Genomic DNA, 19,378 nt, shown 5'->3' with positions numbered 1-19,378 from the left:
CAGGAAGGGGCTCGCCGAGAAGCGCGATCTGGTTTCAAGTAGCGCCCGTGGCGAGGGAGCTTGCTCCCGTTGGGCAGTGAAGCAGCCCCAAAACCCGTTGGATGTGCCGCATCAGGCCGACCGAGTCCATCGGCTCACGACTGCTTCGCAGCCGAACGGGAGCAAGCTCCCTCGCCACAAAATTCGTCTATACCCCGACATTGTCTGTGTTGTTTTTAATCTTTCGAGCACTGCAAATCCCCCCTCGGCTTGACTCAGGCTGTGAAATCGCTGGCGTGCAACTCCGTGACGCCCACCAGTGTGATTTCGAACTCGGGGGCGGCGTCGGCATCGACACTGCCGTAGAGAATGCCATCGGCAAAGCGTAGTTGGCCGGTGGCGTCGGCAGGGTCGAAGGCGTTGCTGCCGATGAAGGTGAACGCATCGATAGCAGTGGTCAGCGGGTTGGCGTCCAGGCCGGAGAAGTCCAGATGATCACCCTCGGTGCTCTTGAAACCGTTGATCACATCGCGTAAAGCGCCGGCGCCCATGTCCGACAGCGCATCAAACACGTAGGTATCCGCGCCAGTGCCTCCGGTGAGGTTGTCGGTGCCGGCACCGCCGATCAGCCGGTCATCGCCCGAACCGCCCACCAACGTATCGTTGCCCGCACCACCGTTCAGAACGTTCGCGCCGCTGTTACCCGACAGAGTGTCGGCGTAGGCGCTTCCCGTGAGGTTTTCGAAGAGCTTCACGGTGTCGAGCCCGGAACCCACGGTGTTTTGCTGCGCTGACGTCGAGAGGTTGACGGTAACGCCAGACGCGGCGCGTTCAAAAGACACCGTGTCATTGCCCTCGCGTCCGTCCAGCACGTTGTTGCCGGCTCCGGCGAACAGCGTGTTGTCCAACGCGTTGCCCGTGCCATTGGCGGCGCCAGTGCTATCGATATACAGATGCTCGACGTTGTTGCCGAGGGTATAGGCCGCCAGGCTGCTGTGCACGCTGTCGATCCCTCCGGACGCCGCACTGCTGTTGGTCTCGATCACGGCGTCGTCAGCGTTGTCGACATAGTAGGTGTCGTTGCCATCGCCGCCGCTCATGCTGTCGGCCCCTGCGGCACCATCGAGCACATTATTGCCGGCATTGCCGGTGATGAAGTTGTGCTGCTCATTGCCGGTGCCGTTGATGCCCGACACGCCGGTGAGCACCAGGTTCTCGAGATTGGCGCCCAGGGTCCAGCTGACCGAGGCCTGTACCGTATCGATCTGCGAGGTCGAGGTGTTGGTTTCCACCACGCGGTCGAGCACGTTGTTGACCACATAAATGTCGTTACCATCGCCACCGGTCATGGTGTCGGCGCCCAGGCCGCCATCCAGTGTGTCGTTGCCCGAGCTGCCCACCAGGGTATCCGCCTGGTCGGTACCGGAAATCATCGTCCGGTTGTTGTCGAAAATGTCCTGCACGCTGTTGTTGTCGTTGGGGTTGCCCTGGAAGCCAAGGTCATTGGCGATGTAGTCGGCCAGGCGCTGGCCGACGATTTCCGCCGATTCCTCGTGCAGGTGCCAGACGTCGTCGGGATACGTCAGCGGATCGACTTCGTGTCGCAAGGGGAGGTCGTTGTAGTCCACCGCCAGCTTGACGTCGGCGCGCTCGGCGGCAATGGCTTCCTGGGCGGCGTGAACATAGCCGACCCCCTCGACGATGGAGGCAATCTTCTCTTCCGAATAGCCACGGGCGCGCGCGGCGTCCTGCTCGTAGTGACCGGTTTCCATCATGTACACGTCGAAGTTGCCGAACTGGGCATGCAGGTAGTCAAACACCTTTAGGGTCGCAGCCTTGTAGGCCGCGGCTGCCGCTGCTTTGTCCGTGGCTTGGGCGATCTCCTGAGCGGCTTCCTCACCCTGGCCCCAAATGATGCCCATGGTGACGTTATTGATCGATTGCAGTTCGGAGCGCTGTTCGCTCAGCAGCGTCACGGCGCGCAACAGCGCAGCCCCGGGTTGGTCGGTGTCGGTCAGCCACCAGCACAACTTGAGTTCCTCGGCGCTGAGCGTCGACAGGCCGGTGACCGTGCTGCCGCCCACCGCGATGTCGATGCCGTTGCCATCGGCATCGGTGAACTGGCTGCGCACGTCATAGGGGGTGTAGCGATCCAGGTCGTTGACCAGCATCGAGGTGCCGGACTGATTGTCGTCCTCCGTCATGCGCAGCAGGCGCGCATTGGATTGGCCGAGGGTGGGCAGGTAGAGGATGTCCTGCTGGGCGTGCTGGCCAAACACGAAGTCACTGGCGGTCAGGGTGTTAAGGTAGTTGCCGCTGAGGGCGATTTCAAAGCGATTGCCATTGGCATCCGCTTCGGCGGACTTGATGTAGGTCTTGTCGCCGGCCGCGTTGAGGGTGATGTACAACGTGCCATTGTGGCCATCGCCAAGGCCGACAAAGCCCAGGCCTGACACATCGATTTTGTCGACGCCCGCGGTGAAGTCATAAATCGTGTCAGTGGCCGTGACACCACCCGTGTCGTAGTCGCGGTAGCTGTCGAGCAGGTTGGTATAGCGGAAGGTGTCGGCACCGTCGCCACCATACAGCGAGTCGCGTCCGGCACCGCCGTCGACGGTGTCGGCGCCAGTGCCGGCCTTGATCGTGTCGTTGCCACCGAGGCCGAGGATCAGGTCTGCACCCGCCGTGCCGTTGAGGGTTTCGGCATTGTTGGTGCCGGTGACAGTGTTGGCCACTCCCAAGGCGAAGCTATCGCTGGCCGATGCACCGGCTGGGTCTGTGGCCTTGACCAGCACGTCGTAATTGCCGGACGCGGTGCTGGTCGGCGTGCCGGTGAAGGTCAGATTGGTGGCATTGAAGCTCAGCCACGCGGGCAGGGCGCTGCCATCGGCCAGGGTGGCGGTGTAGCTGAGGTTGTCATTATCCGCATCGGTGAAGCTGGTGGCTGGCACCACGTAGGTGAACGGGGCGTTTTCGGTGGCGTTCTGATCCAGCAGCGGCGTGGCCAGAACCGGCGCGTGGTTGGTCGGTGACGACGTGGCGAAGACAAAGTTGGCGCTGGTCAGCTTGTCGAGGTAGTTACCGTTCAGTGCCACTTCGAAGCGGTTGCCATCGGCATCGGCGGTCAGGGACTTGATGTAAGTCTTGGTGCCGGCACTGTTGAGCGCCACGTACACGGTGTTGTTCTTGCCATCCCCCAGGCCGGTGAAGCCCATGGCCGAGAGGTCGATCTTGTCGGCGGTGATATCAAAATCGGTGATCAGGTCGCCAAGGTTGGCACCACCGGTGTTGTAATTGCGGTAACTGTCCAGGCGATTGGAAAACACAAAGGTGTCCGCTCCGGCGCCACCGGTGAGGGTGTCCATACCGGCACCGCCATCGAGTTTGTCGTCACCCGCGCCGCCACTGAGGCTGTCGTTACCCGCCAGGCCGAGCAGGGTGTCGGCCGAATCACTGCCCAGCAGCGAGTCGTTGCCGCTGGTGCCGGCGAGCACACGATTGAAGATGAAATTGCTGGCGGTCAGAGTGCTGGCGAGGTTGCCCGAGAGTATCAATTCGAAGCGATTGCCACTGGCGTCGGCATCGTAGTCCTTGATGTAGGTGCGGTTAGTGCTGGCGCTGTAGCTGACTTGCAGGGTACTGCCATGGCCATTGCCCAGGCCGGTGAAACCGAGGCCGGCGAGGTCGATCTTGTCCTGGGTGACATCGAAGTCGGTGATGGTGTCATCGAAGCTTGCGGTTGCGTTGCGGTAGCTGTCGGACTGAGTGGTGAAACGGAACGTATCGGCGCCGGTACCACCGGTGAGTTTGTCGATACCTGCACCGCCTACCAGAATGTCGTCACCGGCCCCGCCATTGATGGTGTCGTTGCCGGCTGCGCCATAGAAAATCTCGCTGCCGGCGCTGCCCAGCAGGGTGTCGTTGCCAGCTGTGCCTTGCACGGTGGTCATCGGTACCGTGTCGCTGACGTAACTGCCGTCGCCATAGACCAGCGTCGCACCGTTGCTGGTGTGGCTGATGGTGTTGCCGATGATGGCGTTGCGATCAGTGCCGTCTTCATTGCGTTCCGCAACGCCGTAGGTCGACAGGTTGCTGCCGGTGATGATGTTGCTCTGGATGATGTTATCGCTGCCGTTGTAGTACTTGCCGGACACACCCAGGGTGTCGTTGTAGGACTGGATGATGATCTCCGGTACGGGGTTGCCCAGGGAATTGCTGTGGAGCGTGTTGTCGATAAGCTCGACGTGGTTGCTGCCGTAGATACGGACCCCGGCGCTGGTGTTGTCGTGAATGTCGACGCCGCTGACCGTCACCTCGCTGGACATTTTGATCAGCACCCCTTCGGCGCCGTTGCCATACACCTCGCCACCGGTGATCGTGATGTTGCTGGGGGAGGGGATGTTCTCGCTGCCGCGCTGCACCACGATGCCATTGCCGCCGTTGTTGTAGGCAACGTTATTGGTGAGCGTGAAGTCGTGGGTGCTGGTCACGACGTTGAAACCGTGCCGATCGTTGTCGTAGGCGACGTTGTTTTCGAAAGTGCTGTTGCTCAGGAAGTCAGCTACGAAACCGTCCAGGCCGTTGCCGTGGGACACGCTGTTCTTGATGACCATGTTGATGGTCTGCTCGTGGGGGTCGAAACCGTACCCGGAGCAGTCCTTGATCTCGACGCTGTCGAGGGTGACGTTGGAGTCGTAGCCTGCTTGCCCGGGAATGTAGCCGTTGAACCAACCGTCGATCTTGCCCGTGGTGTTGTCACGGTTGCCGTCGATGGTGAGGTTGCTGACGCCAAAATCGTGGGTTTCCTCGCCATAGGCGGAGCGGATGACGCCGGTGATCTTGGTGTCGGAGCCGTCAGCCACCTTGACGGTGGTAGCGCCCATGCCGTCGCCGTACAGGTAGACGTTGCTCTTGAGCATCAGGCAACCGTCGGAAGGTTCCACTCCTCCCGAAACGATATAGGTTCCGGTCGGCACGTAAACCTGCCCCCCGCCTGCGGCGGCCGCCGCATCAATTGCACTTTGTATCGCCGCTGTGTCGTCAGTGATGCCATCTCCTTTGGCGCCAAAATTTTGTACATTGAAAATCATGAGCTTATCTCCGTATCAGGCAAGAACCTCGGAAGATGCCAATATTCCATCGACAGCCACCGTGGTTTGACCCAGCGGAGTGCAAAAGTTATGACCACATATCGGGGATGTGTCAAAAAACCGGACTAACTGATCGGCGGTTCGAGGGGTGTATCAAAAAAGTAACAGTTTGTTGACGCTCACTCCGGTAGCGAGCGATGGCTCTGTGGGAGCGGGCTTCCATCATTGAGGTGTATTACGAGGTGCTATCGATAGCCCGCAGGTGCGCTGCAGCAATGTTGTATGCGCGATGCTTGAGCTGGAGGTGTATGAGCGGCATGGGTAATGAGGAGCGACCTCGCCAGAACGTCGCTCCTCTGAATCCAACAACGCTTACGTCGTCTTCAATGACTCCCGACGCGCAAGGCTTTCTCTAGAATCGCCAAGCCACCAGCGAGTATCAGCGGCGCGGTGGTGAAGTCCGCCCCGGCCTTACACAGGCTAGCTCGTGTCCTGCAATACGCGCCCATTCAGGTGCTTGCGTTAACCCGCGATCTTTATTGCAAGCTCAGCGACGTGTTTACCCTGGAAACGCGCAATATCCAGTTCATTCTGTGACGGTTGCCGTTTACCGTCAGCGCCTGCCAGGGTGGTCGCGCCATAGGGCGTACCGCCGGTGATCTCGCTCATGTTGGTCAGCCCTGCGCAGGTGTAAGGCACACCCACGATGACCATCCCTTGATGCAGGAGTGTGCTGTGAAACGACGTAATCGTGGTTTCCTGGCCACCGTGCTGGGTGCCGGTCGATGCAAAGACACTGCCGATTTTCCCGACCAGCGCGCCGCTCATCCACAGTCCGCCGGTCTGGTCGAGAAACGTGCGCATCTGTCCCGCCATATTGCCGAAGCGCGTCGGTGTACCAAAGATGATTGCATCGTAATTGCCCAGCTCGTCAGGTGTCGCCACCGGTGCCATCTGGTCAAGTTTGACGCCGATGGCTGCTGCCTGTTCGGCCGGGATGGTTTCAGCAACACGCTTGAGCGTCACGTCGGTGCCAGGTACGGATCGTGCGCCTTCGGCCACTGCTCCAGCCATCGTTTCGAGGTGACCGTACATTGAGTAATAGAGAACCAGTACCTTCGCCATGATTTTTCTCCTGGATTAAGCGCCATTCGATGGATTAGGAAGATCTTGGGTTACACCACTGCCAACGAACAGCAGCGGCAGGTGCAGCACTCGGTCATGAACAAAACGGCGGCTCACACCCACCCGACTGCAGGGACTTTGACGGCATGCGGATTAACACTAGCAGTTCCGTATGCTGCCTGCCGGGCAGTCAGGGAAGCTATTCGATTGGTGGCAGATGGCAGCACGTGTAGTGGGGAAGGGCGCGCAGCAAAGAGGGCATCTGTCATAGGTAATTCACTTCACTCAATGCGCATGGGCATGTGAATGGATGGTCAGGGCACCCGGTACCCAGCCATTAAAAAAAGTACCCCTTACTCCCGGATATCATGATTTTTCACATGCATGAGCTTTCCATATAGTCCTCCCAAGCCCACTTGGAACACGGCTGTGTTTCCCTTGATGCGAGAGAACTTTATGGAAAATAAGAAACGCGCCGTCCAGGCTTCAGACATTGGGATGGGGACTCGAGTCGTATGGGGAGGAGAGCAGGTTCAACATCCCTACAATGCGACGCAGACACCCATCGTGGTCAGTGCTGCCTATGGCTATGACGATATCGATAAGTGGTATGACGTGGCATTGGGAAAGGAGCCCGGCTTCATTTACAGCCGGATGAGCAATCCCACTGTCTCCGTCTTGGAAGATAAACTCTGTGAGCTCGAAAACGCAGAGTCGGCCGTAGCTTTCAGTACCGGAATGGCCGCGATCAGCGGTGTACTGCACACCTTCCTGTCCTTTGGGCAGCGTGTGATATCTACGCGTGACAGCTACGGTGGTACGAACAAGATTTTCGAGGAGTTTCTTCCACGCATGGGGGTGGAGGTAACCCTTTGCGATACGCTCGACACCGTGGCACTTGAGCAGGAGATCGCTAAAGGCTGCAACGTCCTGTACCTGGAAACACCCACGAACCCAACGCTGAAAATCGTTGATATTCGGCGCCTTGTGGCAGCGGCCAAGCGAGTGGGCGCTTTGGTTGTTGCGGACAATACATTCGCGACGCCTCTGAATCAGAACCCGCTCGCCTTAGGCGTTGATGTGGTTGTGCACAGCGCGACCAAATTCCTGTCCGGTCATGGTGATGTCCTCGGTGGTGTGGTCTGCGGCGCCGAGCATTTGATGTCACAAGTTCGCCATTACCGCGAAATCAATGGTGCCTCGCTGGATCCTTTTTCGGCGTATCTAATCATCCGAGGCATCAAGACTCTGGCTCTGCGTGTTCGCCAGCAACAGGCGAGCGCGAAGCTTTTGGCCGAGTACCTCTGTACCGAACCGCTGGTTGAGTCGGTGAACTATCCGGGGCTGCCTCAACATCCAGGTCATGACATCGCTCGTTCGCAAATGAACGGATTCGGAGCCATCGTCAGCTTCGTGCTGAAAGGAGGCATGGATACAGTGACTCGTTTGCTACCGCTGCTCAGGTATGCGCATCGGGCGGGTAATTTGGGCGCTGTCGAGACCATCTATGGGCCGGCTCGGACGACCAGTCACGTGGAAAATACCTTGGAAGAGCGTCAGGCACTGGGAATCTCCGAAGGCTTGGTTCGAGTGTCCGTAGGTATTGAAGATTCAGCAGATTTATTGGCTGACCTAAAACAAGCCTTCGCTTTAGTGCGAATTAAACACGGTGATGCAAACATTAACGCTGATAATGCCCAACGTTTCATTGAGGTAGAAACCTGAATACGGGCAGGACGCTCGAGATTCATCTTAAGCCCTTCATGAAGAATGAAAATAATAAAATCCAGCGACAACTAAATTGTACTGCCCAACCGCCAGTTACAAGGACGCTTGTCCGCACATTTCATGAGAATAAAACTATGTCCACGCATATTAAAGATAATCAGTCCGACCCAAACTCGCGTTTCAAAAAGGAAATGCAAACACGCCACATCGTTATGTTGGCACTGGGCGGTGTGATCGGTACGGGGTTATTCCTTACCTCCGGTTACACGGTTAATCAGGCAGGGCCACTCGGTGCAGTGATTGCTTACATCATCGGTGCAGTGATGGTGTATTTAGTCATGGTCTGTCTCGGTGAGTTGGCTGTACAGATGCCAGAAACCGGATCTTTCAGTAGTTACGCAACGCGATACCTGGGCCCAGGCACAGGCTATACAGTGGCCTGGCTATACTGGCTCACTTGGGCAGTAGCTATCGGTTCAGAGTTCACAGCTGCGGGCATTCTGATGGTTCGGTGGTTTCCTGATACACCCGTCTGGATTTGGAGCGCGCTATTTGCCATCGCAGTGTTCTCAAGCAATGTTGTCTCCGTTCGGTGGTTTGCGGAGACTGAGTTTTGGCTTTCGCTGATTAAGGTGCTGACCGTTATCACATTCATTGTGATCGGCGGAGCGGCAATTTTCGGTCTTATTCAAGTACAGAGTTTGCAGGGTGCGGGACTTTCCAACTTCACACGTGAGGGGCTTTTTCCCACCGGATTTCTACCCATTGCAATGACCCTCCTGGCTGTTTCCTTCGCATTTTCCGGAACTGAGCTGATCGGGATTGCGGCAGGTGAAGCGCAAGACCCACAAACTAGCGTGCCCAAGGCGATCCGCACGACAGTGGTACGTTTGGCGCTGTTCTTCGTGGGGACCATTTTCGTCCTGGCGACGTTACTGCCACGAGAGCAAGCGGGGCTCGTAGAAAGTCCGTTCGTCATGGTGTTTGAGCTGATTGGCATCCCATACTCTGCCGACATTATGAACTTCGTCATTCTTACGGCACTGATTTCCGCCGCTAATTCGGGGCTGTATGCAGCATCGCGCATGCTGTGGACATTGAGCGATCAAGGACATATGCCTAAGCGCTACGCCAGGCTCTCCAGTCGTGGCACACCGGTGAACGCCATCGTGCTTAGTATGGCGGGCGCAGTGGCTTCTCTGCTCAGCAGTGTGTTTGCCCCTGATACGGTTTACTTGGCCTTGGTGTCCATTTCCGGTCTGGCGGTCGTAGTCGTGTGGATGAGCATTGCTGCCAGCCAGATCGCGTTCCGTCGTCAATACGTTGCTAATGGCGGACGAGTTGAAGACCTGCATTTCCGTGTACGCGGCTATCCATGGGTGCCTGTCGGTGCACTGTTGTGTTGCTTGCTGGCCTGTGTGGGTATCGCTTTTGATCCTGAGCAGCGAGTGGCGCTTTACTTCGGACTGCCCTTTATCGCGTGGTGTTATTTCGTTTACTGGGTCACTCGAAACAAGAGAGCAGAGCGATTGGCTTTAGCCGCCGCTGTTCATTCCTCTGGCACCGCGTGAATTTCTCAGGCAATGATTGAGCATAGTTAAAGCCCTGATGAGGTTGCGCCGATGAGTCAAAAGTCACTACCACCCTTGAACTGGTTGAGGGCATTCGAAGTATCGGCGCGTTGTTTAAATTTTACCCACGCGGCGGAAGAACTCCATTTGACTCAAGGGGCTGTGAGTCAGCAGATCCGTCAGTTAGAAAGTCACCTCGGTGTGGCGCTGTTCAAGCGCTTACCCCGAGGGCTTGGCTTGACCGAGGAGGGGCAGTCGTACCTGCCTGTCGTACAAGACGCGATCAGTCGCCTTGCAGTCGGCACAAACGAGATTTTCGGCCAGCGCAATCGAAGACATTTGAAGGTGCGTGGCAGCCTTTCCTTTCTTCACTATTGGTTGGCCCCCCGACTCGCAGATTTTTGTCGGGAGTATCCCCAGATTGATATTCGATATATCAGCAATATTTGGGTGAAAGAACCGGACGGCGAGGATGACCTGGAGATTCGCTGGGGATGCGGTGAGTGGTCGGGCTTGCACGCTCAGCGGTTGACTTGGGACATCCTTCAGCCTGTTTGCTCCCCAAAGCTCATGGCCAGCTCACCCATACATGAGCCACGCGACTTGATGAACCATTCACTGCTTCACGTGTTGGGGTACGAAGAAGGTTGGGGTTACTGGTTGAAGCGAGTTGGAGCAGACGACGTCGACTACTCCCGTGGCCTTCAGTTTGACACGCTGATTTCCACCATCCGCATGGCCGAATTGGGGCAGGGCGTTGCGCTGGCACGGTCTTCCGTGGTCGAGGATTTGCTTAAGAGTGGGCAATTGGTTGCGCCATTCAATCACCGAATCGAGGCAAGCGAATCCTTTTATCTGGTGCACGAACAGAACGAAGTGCTATCGCCTGATGCCGCACATTTTTCTACCTGGCTGGTGGCGCAAGCCCATCGCCTTTTGTAAAACTGATTTGGAGTTGCCATGGATTATGTAAGCACTCGCGGCGGCGACATGCGTGCTGATTTTCGCAGTGTGGTTCTGTCGGGGCTCGCCGAAAATGGTGGTCTCTATGTCCCAGCCAGTTTGCCTGTCTTTACCGAGAAACAGATTGCCAGCTGGTCGTGGCTGCCGTTTGATGAGTTGGTTTGGCGAGTGATTTCGCCTTTTGTTGGTTCTTCCATAGACGAAAGCACCCTGCGTGCCTTGCTCAGTGACAGCTATCAACAATTCAAGCACCGCGCTATTACGCCGCTTGAGCAAATCGGGCACAACGAGTGGATACTCCAGCTGTTTCATGGCCCGACCGGTTCTTCCAAGGATTTCGCCGCGCAATTGCAGTCGCGCCTGGTCGCGCACTTTCTGGAGGAGGTCGGTAAAGAAGCGTTGGTGGTCGGTGCAACTAACGGTGATACCGGTGTCGCTGCGCTTGAAGCCTTTGCTAACTGCCCGGCCGTCCGCATGGCGATACTGTATCCGCGCGACGGGCTTGCACCTGAGCAACTCAGTGCCTTGCAGGCAGCCGACCCGCAGCGGGTTCAGCTGTTTCCGGTTGACGGGAATTTCGATGATTGCCAGACGCTGATCTCCCGACTCTTGCGTGAGTGGCCGTTGGATGGAGTATTGCCGGTCTGTTTCAACTCGACCAATTGGATCGGCGTCCTGGCCCAGATCGTTTTTTACTTCCACGCAGCCTTGCAACTGGGCGGTGGCTCGCGTCCCGTTGGCTTTAGCGTTCCAGCTGCCAGCTCGGCCGAAATCTACGCTGGTTACATTGCGCAGAAAATGGGATTACCGATCAATCAGGTGATCATTTCCACCAACAGCAATGATGCCCTGCACCAGTTTTTTCATTGCAATCGCTACTCCACCCGGATGACTAATCGAACCGTGTCGCCGGCGATGGACTTCTCGTTGTTTTCCAACCTGGAGCGGTTTATCTGGGAGATTTACGAGCACGATGGCTGCTCAACAAAAGCACTGATGGAGCATTTTGAAAGTTGCGGAGAAATGAGCATCGGCAACCAGCAATGGCTACGTGCTCGAGTACTCTTCGATTCCTATGCCGTACACGAATCCCAGGTGCGCGATGAAGTAGTCGAACTGTTCCGAGAGACAGGCTCGGCCATCGATCCTCACACCGCTGTCGGTGTACTGGCCGGCAGGCTTCATCGACGCAGCCTGGGCGCGCCGATGGTCACCTTCGGGCAAATTGCGCCGGCCAAGTCAGCGGCGCTGTTGGCCGAACTGGGCGTCTGGCAAGCAAGCGTTCCGAGCACTGTCGAGGTGCGCGCGCAACCACCGTACCTGGCCAAGGGCGATCTTGACGGTCTGTGCCAGGCTCTTCGTCTGGCGCTGCAGAGGTCTGCATGAAGCGCATTCTAGATCCGTTGGACGAACGCATACTGGCCGAACTTACCGCCAATGCGCGAATAGCCCATATCGAACTGGGTGCCAAGATCAACTTGTCGCGCAATGCGGTGCGCCAGCGCATCGAGCGTCTTGAGCGCGACGGTGCGATCCAGGGCTATACGGTTCTTCTCGGTGAGTCGCGGCGGCCTACGTCGCTTATCAGCGCGGTGATCTTTGTCTACCGCTACGACCGCATGCGTGGCGAAGAAGTACTGACTGCGCTGCGCTCCATTCCCGAAGTCGTGCAATGTGAAGTACTCAGTGGTGAGTTCGATTTAATGCTGCGTGTGAATGCCGCCACACCTGAACGCGTCCATCTCGTGTGGAAGGAAATCGCGGCCATGCCGGGGGTGGAAAACACCGTGACATCGTTCGTCCTTTCTGCGGTGTTTTGACAACATCGTGCTTGGGCAAAACGCTCAATTAATACAGCACTCTGCCATATTCAACTGCCAAAGCCCGGCTCTTAGGATGTTCCTAACGAACAACATCAATAAAGGAACAGCGTTTATGACTGAGTACAAAATTGCCTTGGTAGGGTTTGGTGGCGTGAACCGTGGCTTCGCCCAATTGGTCGCCGATTGTAATGCCGAGTGGAAAGAGGCCCTCGGCTTCACCATTAAAATTGTCGGTGTCACCGATCTGTTCCTCGGCTCAATCGTTGCCAAAGACGGTCTGGATGCAAAGCAGTTGGTGGCGCTGCCGGTTGAGAAGGGCGCATTCGCTCAACTGCGCGGCGGCAATGCTGAGGCCTTCAACGAAACCGTGATCAAGCATTCCGGTGCAGACATCATCGCTGAAGCCACTTTCACCAATCCGGTGGATGGCGAGCCTGCCACTACCTTTTGCCGCTGGGCCTTGGAAAGCGGCATTCATGTAGTGACCACCAATAAGGGGCCTATTGCGCTGCACGGTGCCGAGCTCAAGGCGTTGGCCCGGCGCAACCAGGTCGCCTTCGAATACGAGGGGGCGGTGATGAGTGGCACCCCCGTGATTCGTCTGGCCAGGCAGGCTCTGGCGGGTGCCAATGTGCAAGGCTTCGAAGGCATCCTGAACGGCACTTCCAACTACGTGCTCACCCGGATGAAAGACGGCCTGGCGTTCAACGATGCCGTCGTACAAGCGCAACAACTCGGCTACGCCGAGGCAGATCCAACCGCCGATGTGGAAGGGTTTGACGTACGCCTCAAGGTGGTGATCCTGGCCAACGAACTGCTCAACGCACGACTGAATGTCAGCGATGTAGCGTGCTCGGGTATCAGCAATATCAGCGCACAAGATATTGCCCAGGCAAGTGCCAATGGCGCGAGCTGGAAACTGATTGGCTCAGCCGATCGTGAAGCGGATGGCTCGGTTCGAGCGAGTGTCGAGGCTCGCTTACTGTCGAACTCACATCCTCTTGCCGGAATCAACGGCGCTACGAATGCAGTGTCATTCAAGACCGAACTCCTGGGAGCTGTCACGGTGTCCGGGCCTGGGGCAGGGCGCATCGAAACAGCCTTCGCATTGCTGTCGGACATCGTCGCCATCCACACCGCCCACGGCAAATAACAGGAGATAGTCATGAGCGTATCCAGCATGGCCAGTATCCAGCTTGTTGAAGCCAAACAGATTGATGTGTTCAGTCCATTCGATGGTCGCCTGGTGGGCAGTGTCCCTTGCCTCGATGCCGCCGCAGTTCCTGGCTTGCTGGAACGTGCGCGAATTGGCGTGCGTGAGAGTGCGGCAATGCCTCGTCACCTGCGTGCGCGCATTCTTGAGGAGGCGGCCCGGCGTGTAGAGCTTGAGGCTGAAGCGTTTGCCAAACTCATTGTTGCAGAGGCGGGGAAGACGCTGCGACAAGCAGAGAAGGAAGTGAAGCGTTGTGTGAATACGCTGAAGCTTTCGGCGGAAGAGGCTCGTCGTAACGCCGGGGAAGTGATTCCATTTGAGGCATATGAAGGCTCCGAATCGCGCCAGGGCTGGTTCACTCGGGAACCGTTGGGGCTTATCGTCGCGATCACCCCCTACAACGATCCGCTGAACCTGGTCGCCCATAAACTTGGCCCGGCCATCGCCGGTGGTAATGCTTTGATCCTGAAGCCCTCAGAGCTCGCACCGTTGTCTGCTCTCAAGCTGGTTGAGTGCCTGGTGGAAGCGGGTCTGCCTCCGTCTGTGGTAACCCCGGCGACCGGTGGCGTCGATCTGGGTAAAGCATTGGTGGAGGTTCGTGAAGTTCGGATGATTTCCTTTACGGGCGGTTTTGCCACAGGTGAGGCCATCGCTCGTAGTGCAGGGTTGAAGAAGCTAGCGATGGATCTGGGAGGAAATGCCCCGGTTCTCGTGCTTGAAGATTGCGATATCGAACCGACTGTTGAGTCCTGTGTGTCTGGCGCCTTTTGGGCAGCAGGGCAGAATTGTATCGGCACTCAACGCATCCTTGTACATCGTTCAATTTATGAGGACTTCCGTGAGCGGTTTGTCAGCCAAACGCGTGCCTTGGTAGTGGGTGATCCTGACCAGCGAGCAACGGATGTAGGCCCGATGATTACAGAACAGGCGGCCCGTCGTACCGAACAATTGGTGAATGAAGCACTGGCCGAGGGGGCCGTTCTTCTGTGTGGGCACCATCGCGAAGTGGGAAGCTATGCGCCGACCGTACTGGAGCGTGTAAGCCATAACAGTCGTATCTGGCAGCAGGAAGTCTTCGCGCCGGTTGTCATCCTGGAGCCTTTTGACCAGTTGGATGATGCTGTTGCTCTGGCCAACGCTCCGGAGTACAGCTTACATGCGGGACTCTTCACACGTGATCTTTCCAAGGCCTTGAAATTGGCGCGGCTAATTCAAGCCGGTGGAGTGATGATCAATGACTCTTCCGATTATCGTTTTGATGCCATGCCTTTCGGTGGATTCAAGTACGGAAGTCTGGGGCGAGAGGGTGTCCGGTTTGCCTATGAGGACATGACGCAGCCTAAAGTGGTCTGCATCAGTGAGTTGGATTAAACCTACGAAGTAAATTCGTCTTTGCAGACAGTCATTCACGAGGTTAACGATGTCCAGAGTCGCAGAGTTCAGGCAACCTTGAGAAACACCTGGCCGAACAGTGAGGTCGTCGAAACATGTGCGTCTCCCTCACCAATGTTTCAAGAAAGAATCATTGAGCCTTTATTGAGTGCGTCAATTGTCAATAAAGGCTCAATGGGACTACATCCTGACGGCAATGCCTGATGCCTAGTTAGGCATTGCTCCAACCGGACGCCTTTAGCTTACAGAGCACCTGCTTCCGTCTTCTTCCAAGACTCAAGCGCCTGGATTTGCATGAACCACCGCTGGAGATTGGGCAGATCAGTTACGGGGAATTTGGCGCTGTGCTGGTCAGCTAGTGGCGCGGCTATAGCAAAATCGGCGAGTGAAAGACCGGTGTCGCAAATCCATTCTCGATTACTAAGGTGCGCATCAAGAATTTTCGCAGCTTCAGTCACAAGCCGCTCTCCGCGAGCGACCTCACTGGGGTCGGGCGAACCAATTCCAGCCAAAGACTTGATCGAGTTCTCCCAGTTAAGAATGCCGACGCCCGGCATGAAATACTGCCCACACCAAAAAAGCCAGCGGTTAACGTCAGCACGGCCGCGGGGTTCGATGGGATAAATAGTTTGGCTAGGGGTCATATTCGCCAAGTACTGCATGATGGCGTAAGATTCCCAAAGAACAAATCCATCATGTTCGAGAACCGGAACCCGATGATTCGGGTTAAGTTTCAGAAATTCAGGAGAGTTCTGCTCCCCATTGAACAGATTCACCAGCACGAGATCGACTTTGATTTCGAGGTAATGTGCGGCCATCAGCACTCGGCGGCTGCAAGTTGATGCGGGATGGTAGTGAAGACGCATGGTTTTAGCTCCTTGTTTAGTGATCAACACTGCCATTGTCTTCCTGCATACTGACAGAAAGTGTCAGTAGTGATGCGTGCGTTGCGTCTGCTCTCATCAGCCTGCCAGGAAAGCTCTTCCTATCAGGTCGTTTCCGTTGAACATCGCTATTAGCATGATCCAAATGGCCTTCAGTAGTCTTCCCCAGAGGTTGATGGCAATCAGTTCTTTGACTTGCTGCCAAATGATGGCAGCATCTCGTTGAGATCACACCACCAACAAAGCCACTTATGTCTCGCACCGAAAGATTATTTGATCTGATTCAGACCCTGCGAAGCCATCGTTTTCCAGTGACTGGCAATCATTTGGCCAAAGAACTGGGGATAAGCGTTCGTACGCTTTACAGAGATATCGCAACGCTTCAGGGGCAAGGTGCCAACATTGAAGGCGAGCCAGGACTTGGTTACGTTTTACGCCCCGGCTTTATGCTCCCGCCATTGATGTTTACCGAGGAGGAAATAGAGGCCCTTGTCTTGGGTTCTCGCTGGGTGTCCGAGCGTGCTGACCTTCAACTGAGTAGTGCCGCAAAAGGAGCATTGTCAAAAATAGCTTCTGTTTTACCCCAAGACCTGCGGACCGCACTTGATACCAATTCATTGGTGGTTGGCAAAGGGGATCAAACAGAATTAGAGGCCATCGATCTGTCGCAGATTCGAAGGGCCATTCGAGTCGAGCATAAGGTAATAATCAAGTATCTAGATCTGAAGGGAGCTAGTTCAGAGAGAACGATTTGGCCCGTTGCGCTGGGCTATTTTGATCATGCTCGAATGCTTGCCGGGTGGTGCGAACTACGGCAAGAGTTCCGTCACTTTAGGACTGATCGCATATCTGCTTTGAGAGTAAAGCCCGAGCGCTACCCTCGTCGGAGGCAAGTCTTACTTAAAGAATGGCGCGAGGTGGACATTCATCAGCGGCCGCCGCAGCATTTGTCTTAGCGTGCTTTATATTGCGTTTTCTGAGCCCCCTGGTCGAGGAGTGTATCCTGATCGGTGTGCCCCCTAGCCAGTTGGAAGCGTTCCAGGCCAAGGGCTTCCGTCCTGCATCTCTCTATGCGCGGAAGTAAGAGTCCGGTGAAGACACCTCGGAGTTGCTGCCACATAGATGGAAATAGGCTTAGCTCCGAAAAGCGTTTTTGGCTCTGTGCTGTGCTGGGGGAGTAGAAACAGAACCTCACTCATTTGGATAGAGACGGATGTGAATGGAAGCGTTAGCCACTTTTACTGCTAAGAATTTTAAACCAATAGGCCTGAGCCCAACCCCCGAGATTACTACCTCCTTACCAGTGTCTATCAGCACCATGGAGAAATGCTACTCGGGTGCTATCGACGGTGTTTCCTCAACAGTTTTTACTGCGGCGTTCGACCAGACGACCAGGACGGGCAGTTACATCGGACTCGCAGCCGAGATCGGTGGCTTGGCGCGTTTCAACTCCATTGACTGTTAGTCGGGGTCTTTACCGAAGAAACCGGTTGTTTGAGCAAACTCAACAAACCGCTTGTTTGCGATAGACAAATATTCGTTAGCTCGCCAGCATAGACTGAAACTCATGATCTGTGCCGGTTTGAAGGGAATGCCCAGCAAGCCGGGTACACATTGCTGAATGGAACGCAGCAATGTAGAGGCGCCCATTCCATCCAGTGTTGCCTTGATGACCAGTGAGACGAAATTGGTCTGCAATGCTATTCGATAGCGGGCTCCGGAGGCTTCGCAGAAGGTGTCGAACATATGGCGTTGCAGGAATGTCTGGTCAAAAAGCACCATTTTCTCATCTTGCAGACGCCAGGCCTCGATAAAAGCCTCGCGCGAAAGTGGGTGGCTGTCGTTCATGCACATCACCATCTCGTCGGTGCCTAACAAAACGGAGTCCCATCCGCTCTCTACTCGACGAGACTCCAGCAGGGCGACATCAATGTCACGGCTTTCCAGGCGCTGGCTGATGTCATCCGCACTGCCTTCAATCACCGTCATCACGATACCTGGATATCTCTTGCCAAAGGCGTTGAGTACCTGCGGAACGTAGTTGATCCCGAACATGGGAGGCACGCCGAGACGAATCTCACCACTGTGTAAATGCGACAGATCCCGCAGCTCTTGACGTGCCATGTCTAGTTCGAGCAAAGCGACTTCGACACGGGCAATAAAGCTTTTTCCTTCAGCCGTCACGTTGATTTGTCGTGCCGCGCGGTTGAAAAGCGTAACGCCCAACTCCTCTTCCAATCGAGTAATGGCCATGCTCAATGCTGGTTGGGCGATGTGCAGGCTCTGCGCGGCTTTGGTGAAGCTACCTTGCCGCGCAACTTCTACGCAGCACATCAACGCTTTGAGATTCATACCAGTCATTCTCGGATCGAAACCCAAAGCATAACAATTAGTGATGGAAAAAATCACAACATAATATTTTTCGTGATGGAGGAGTCTCTTTAATATGCCTGCGATAACTGTGTTGTCGCCTTCTCGAGGCTCGCGTCCAGGCAGATGACTTGCCTCTTTCAAAACGGATTTTTACTGAATGCTCAAGTTCAATGCTCATCTCGGCTTCCAATTCAACGATTTGCCTTTTCTCCAGCGTATCGAAGCTGCAGCGGCTGCTGGATTCAAGGCGGTGGAGTTTCCTTCGCCTTATGAATTTGAAGCCAGTCAATTGGCCGCACATTTGACTCAATATTCTCTACCTCTGATCCAGTTCGCTGCACCGGCCGGAGTCACCAAGGGCATTGCTGCGTTGCAAGGCAAGGAAGAAGAGTTTCGTGCAGGTTTAGCCTTGGCCGCCAGGTATGCAAAGGTGTTGGGCTGCTCAAATGTGCACGTCATGTCTGGGATTACTGCACAAGTTTCAGCTGCGCCCAGTTTCATGAGCAACTTGGAATATGCAGTCAAATATTTTGAAGATCGGGGGTTGCGGCCCCTGATTGAAGTGATAAGCCCAAAGGAAATCCCGGGGTACTACATGTCGGATTTCAGCAAAGCGCTACGGGTGCTGGAAGCCTTCCCGAGTATTGGACTGATTCTCGATCTTTACCATGCACAGCTTTTGACCGGCGACGCCGCAAATGTTCTGGATCAGTTTTATGACCGAACCGTCCACGTACAGATTGCGGACTGCCCAGGTCGCCACGAGCCGGGGACAGGCATCTTAAATTTTGCTGAATTGTTCGCGACTCTGGAACATCGTGGATACACAGGATGGATCGGATGTGAATACCGTCCTTCCAGCACTACTGTTGCAAGCTTAGGCTGGCTCAAGTCGCAAAATACTTAGCGCTTGATGGCTGGTTGCTTCCCGTCACGAAGGGTAGCAACCGGCCAAAATCAGCCGATCGAGTAAGCTCCAGAAAAGCGGGTTGCGCGAATTTGCCATTCACAAGCTTGGGTTCGCCTGAGCGCTGCCAGACTGGCTGACGCATGCACATCGGCCGAAGCCTGCGGAGGGTCGGCGACGTGTCTATAACTGTTCGCAGACCCATTTGCCACGACAGCTCTAGATTTGAACCGTTAACTGGTTGGAGTCCTTAATATAAGCCCCTTGCTCTAACGTCTGATTTATAAAGATAACGACAAGTGTGCCGATACTCCAAAAGTACTTCAGGTC

Annotated in this window: 13 protein-coding genes; 9 read left to right on the top strand and 4 right to left on the bottom strand. The window is 55.7% G+C overall.

The features are described 5' to 3' along the window. Nucleotides 1-254 precede the first annotated feature (254 nt). A complete protein-coding gene (locus F475_RS05425) occupies nucleotides 255-5,069 on the bottom strand; it encodes a M10 family metallopeptidase C-terminal domain-containing protein (RefSeq protein ID WP_111453345.1) in 4,815 nt (1,604 codons plus the stop codon). 522 nt (nucleotides 5,070-5,591) lie between these two features. Next, a complete protein-coding gene (gene wrbA, locus F475_RS05420) occupies nucleotides 5,592-6,194 on the bottom strand; it encodes an NAD(P)H:quinone oxidoreductase (protein WP_018925944.1) in 603 nt (200 codons plus the stop codon). Nucleotides 6,195-6,650: 456 nt separating this feature from the next. On the opposite strand from wrbA, the gene F475_RS05415 reads away from it, so the two are divergent. The 7 genes from F475_RS05415 to F475_RS05385 all read left to right on the top strand — a co-directional run bounded on the left by F475_RS05415 (nucleotide 6,651) and on the right by F475_RS05385 (nucleotide 14,863). Continuing rightward, nucleotides 6,651-7,919 carry a cystathionine gamma-synthase family protein gene (locus tag F475_RS05415; RefSeq protein WP_086944467.1) on the top strand — a complete coding sequence of 423 codons (1,269 nt, stop codon included), beginning with the start codon at nucleotides 6,651-6,653 and terminating at the stop codon, nucleotides 7,917-7,919. A 137-nt stretch (nucleotides 7,920-8,056) separates the two neighbouring features. Then, the gene (locus F475_RS05410) at nucleotides 8,057-9,493 is read left to right on the top strand and encodes an amino acid permease (protein WP_111453344.1); all 1,437 of its coding nucleotides are present in this window, start codon (nucleotides 8,057-8,059) and stop codon (nucleotides 9,491-9,493) included. A gap of 51 nt (nucleotides 9,494-9,544) precedes the next feature. Next, complete coding sequence (locus tag F475_RS05405; RefSeq protein ID WP_111453343.1) at nucleotides 9,545-10,435, top strand: LysR substrate-binding domain-containing protein; 891 nt, start codon at nucleotides 9,545-9,547, stop codon at nucleotides 10,433-10,435. Between the two features lie 18 nt (nucleotides 10,436-10,453). Beyond that, nucleotides 10,454-11,842 carry a threonine synthase gene (gene thrC, locus F475_RS05400; protein ID WP_111453342.1) on the top strand — a complete coding sequence of 463 codons (1,389 nt, stop codon included), beginning with the start codon at nucleotides 10,454-10,456 and terminating at the stop codon, nucleotides 11,840-11,842. Beyond that, complete coding sequence (locus F475_RS05395; RefSeq protein ID WP_018925939.1) at nucleotides 11,839-12,276, top strand: Lrp/AsnC family transcriptional regulator; 438 nt, start codon at nucleotides 11,839-11,841, stop codon at nucleotides 12,274-12,276. The genes thrC and F475_RS05395 overlap by 4 nt, the downstream gene beginning before the upstream one ends. A gap of 115 nt (nucleotides 12,277-12,391) precedes the next feature. After that, the gene (locus tag F475_RS05390) at nucleotides 12,392-13,432 is read left to right on the top strand and encodes a homoserine dehydrogenase (protein ID WP_111453341.1); all 1,041 of its coding nucleotides are present in this window, start codon (nucleotides 12,392-12,394) and stop codon (nucleotides 13,430-13,432) included. Nucleotides 13,433-13,444: 12 nt separating this feature from the next. Continuing rightward, a complete protein-coding gene (locus F475_RS05385) occupies nucleotides 13,445-14,863 on the top strand; it encodes an aldehyde dehydrogenase family protein (protein ID WP_111453340.1) in 1,419 nt (472 codons plus the stop codon). Nucleotides 14,864-15,126: 263 nt separating this feature from the next. Here F475_RS05385 and F475_RS05380 read toward each other — a convergent pair whose 3' ends face one another. Beyond that, nucleotides 15,127-15,750 carry a glutathione S-transferase family protein gene (locus F475_RS05380; protein WP_064617920.1) on the bottom strand — a complete coding sequence of 208 codons (624 nt, stop codon included), beginning with the start codon at nucleotides 15,748-15,750 and terminating at the stop codon, nucleotides 15,127-15,129. A gap of 269 nt (nucleotides 15,751-16,019) precedes the next feature. Here F475_RS05380 and F475_RS05375 point away from each other — a divergent pair, with 269 nt between their 5' ends. After that, entirely contained in the window at nucleotides 16,020-16,724 is a 705-nt protein-coding gene (locus F475_RS05375; RefSeq protein WP_111453339.1) for a YafY family protein, read from the top strand. Nucleotides 16,725-17,229: 505 nt separating this feature from the next. Here the strand turns inward: F475_RS05375 and F475_RS05365 are convergent. After that, nucleotides 17,230-18,120 carry a LysR family transcriptional regulator gene (locus tag F475_RS05365; protein WP_111453338.1) on the bottom strand — a complete coding sequence of 297 codons (891 nt, stop codon included), beginning with the start codon at nucleotides 18,118-18,120 and terminating at the stop codon, nucleotides 17,230-17,232. A gap of 178 nt (nucleotides 18,121-18,298) precedes the next feature. On the opposite strand from F475_RS05365, the gene F475_RS05360 reads away from it, so the two are divergent. Further along, nucleotides 18,299-19,048, top strand: coding sequence for a hydroxypyruvate isomerase family protein (locus F475_RS05360; RefSeq protein WP_064617913.1), 750 nt, complete (start codon nucleotides 18,299-18,301; stop codon nucleotides 19,046-19,048). Nucleotides 19,049-19,378 lie beyond the last annotated feature (330 nt).

Origin of the sequence: Pseudomonas sp. URMO17WK12:I6 (genome assembly GCF_003253625.1) — a bacterium.
In the GTDB taxonomy this organism is placed as follows: Bacteria; Pseudomonadota; Gammaproteobacteria; order Pseudomonadales; family Pseudomonadaceae; genus Aquipseudomonas.
The sequence above is the reverse complement of the archived record's forward strand: the minus strand, read 5'-3'. Positions and strand labels throughout refer to the sequence as shown.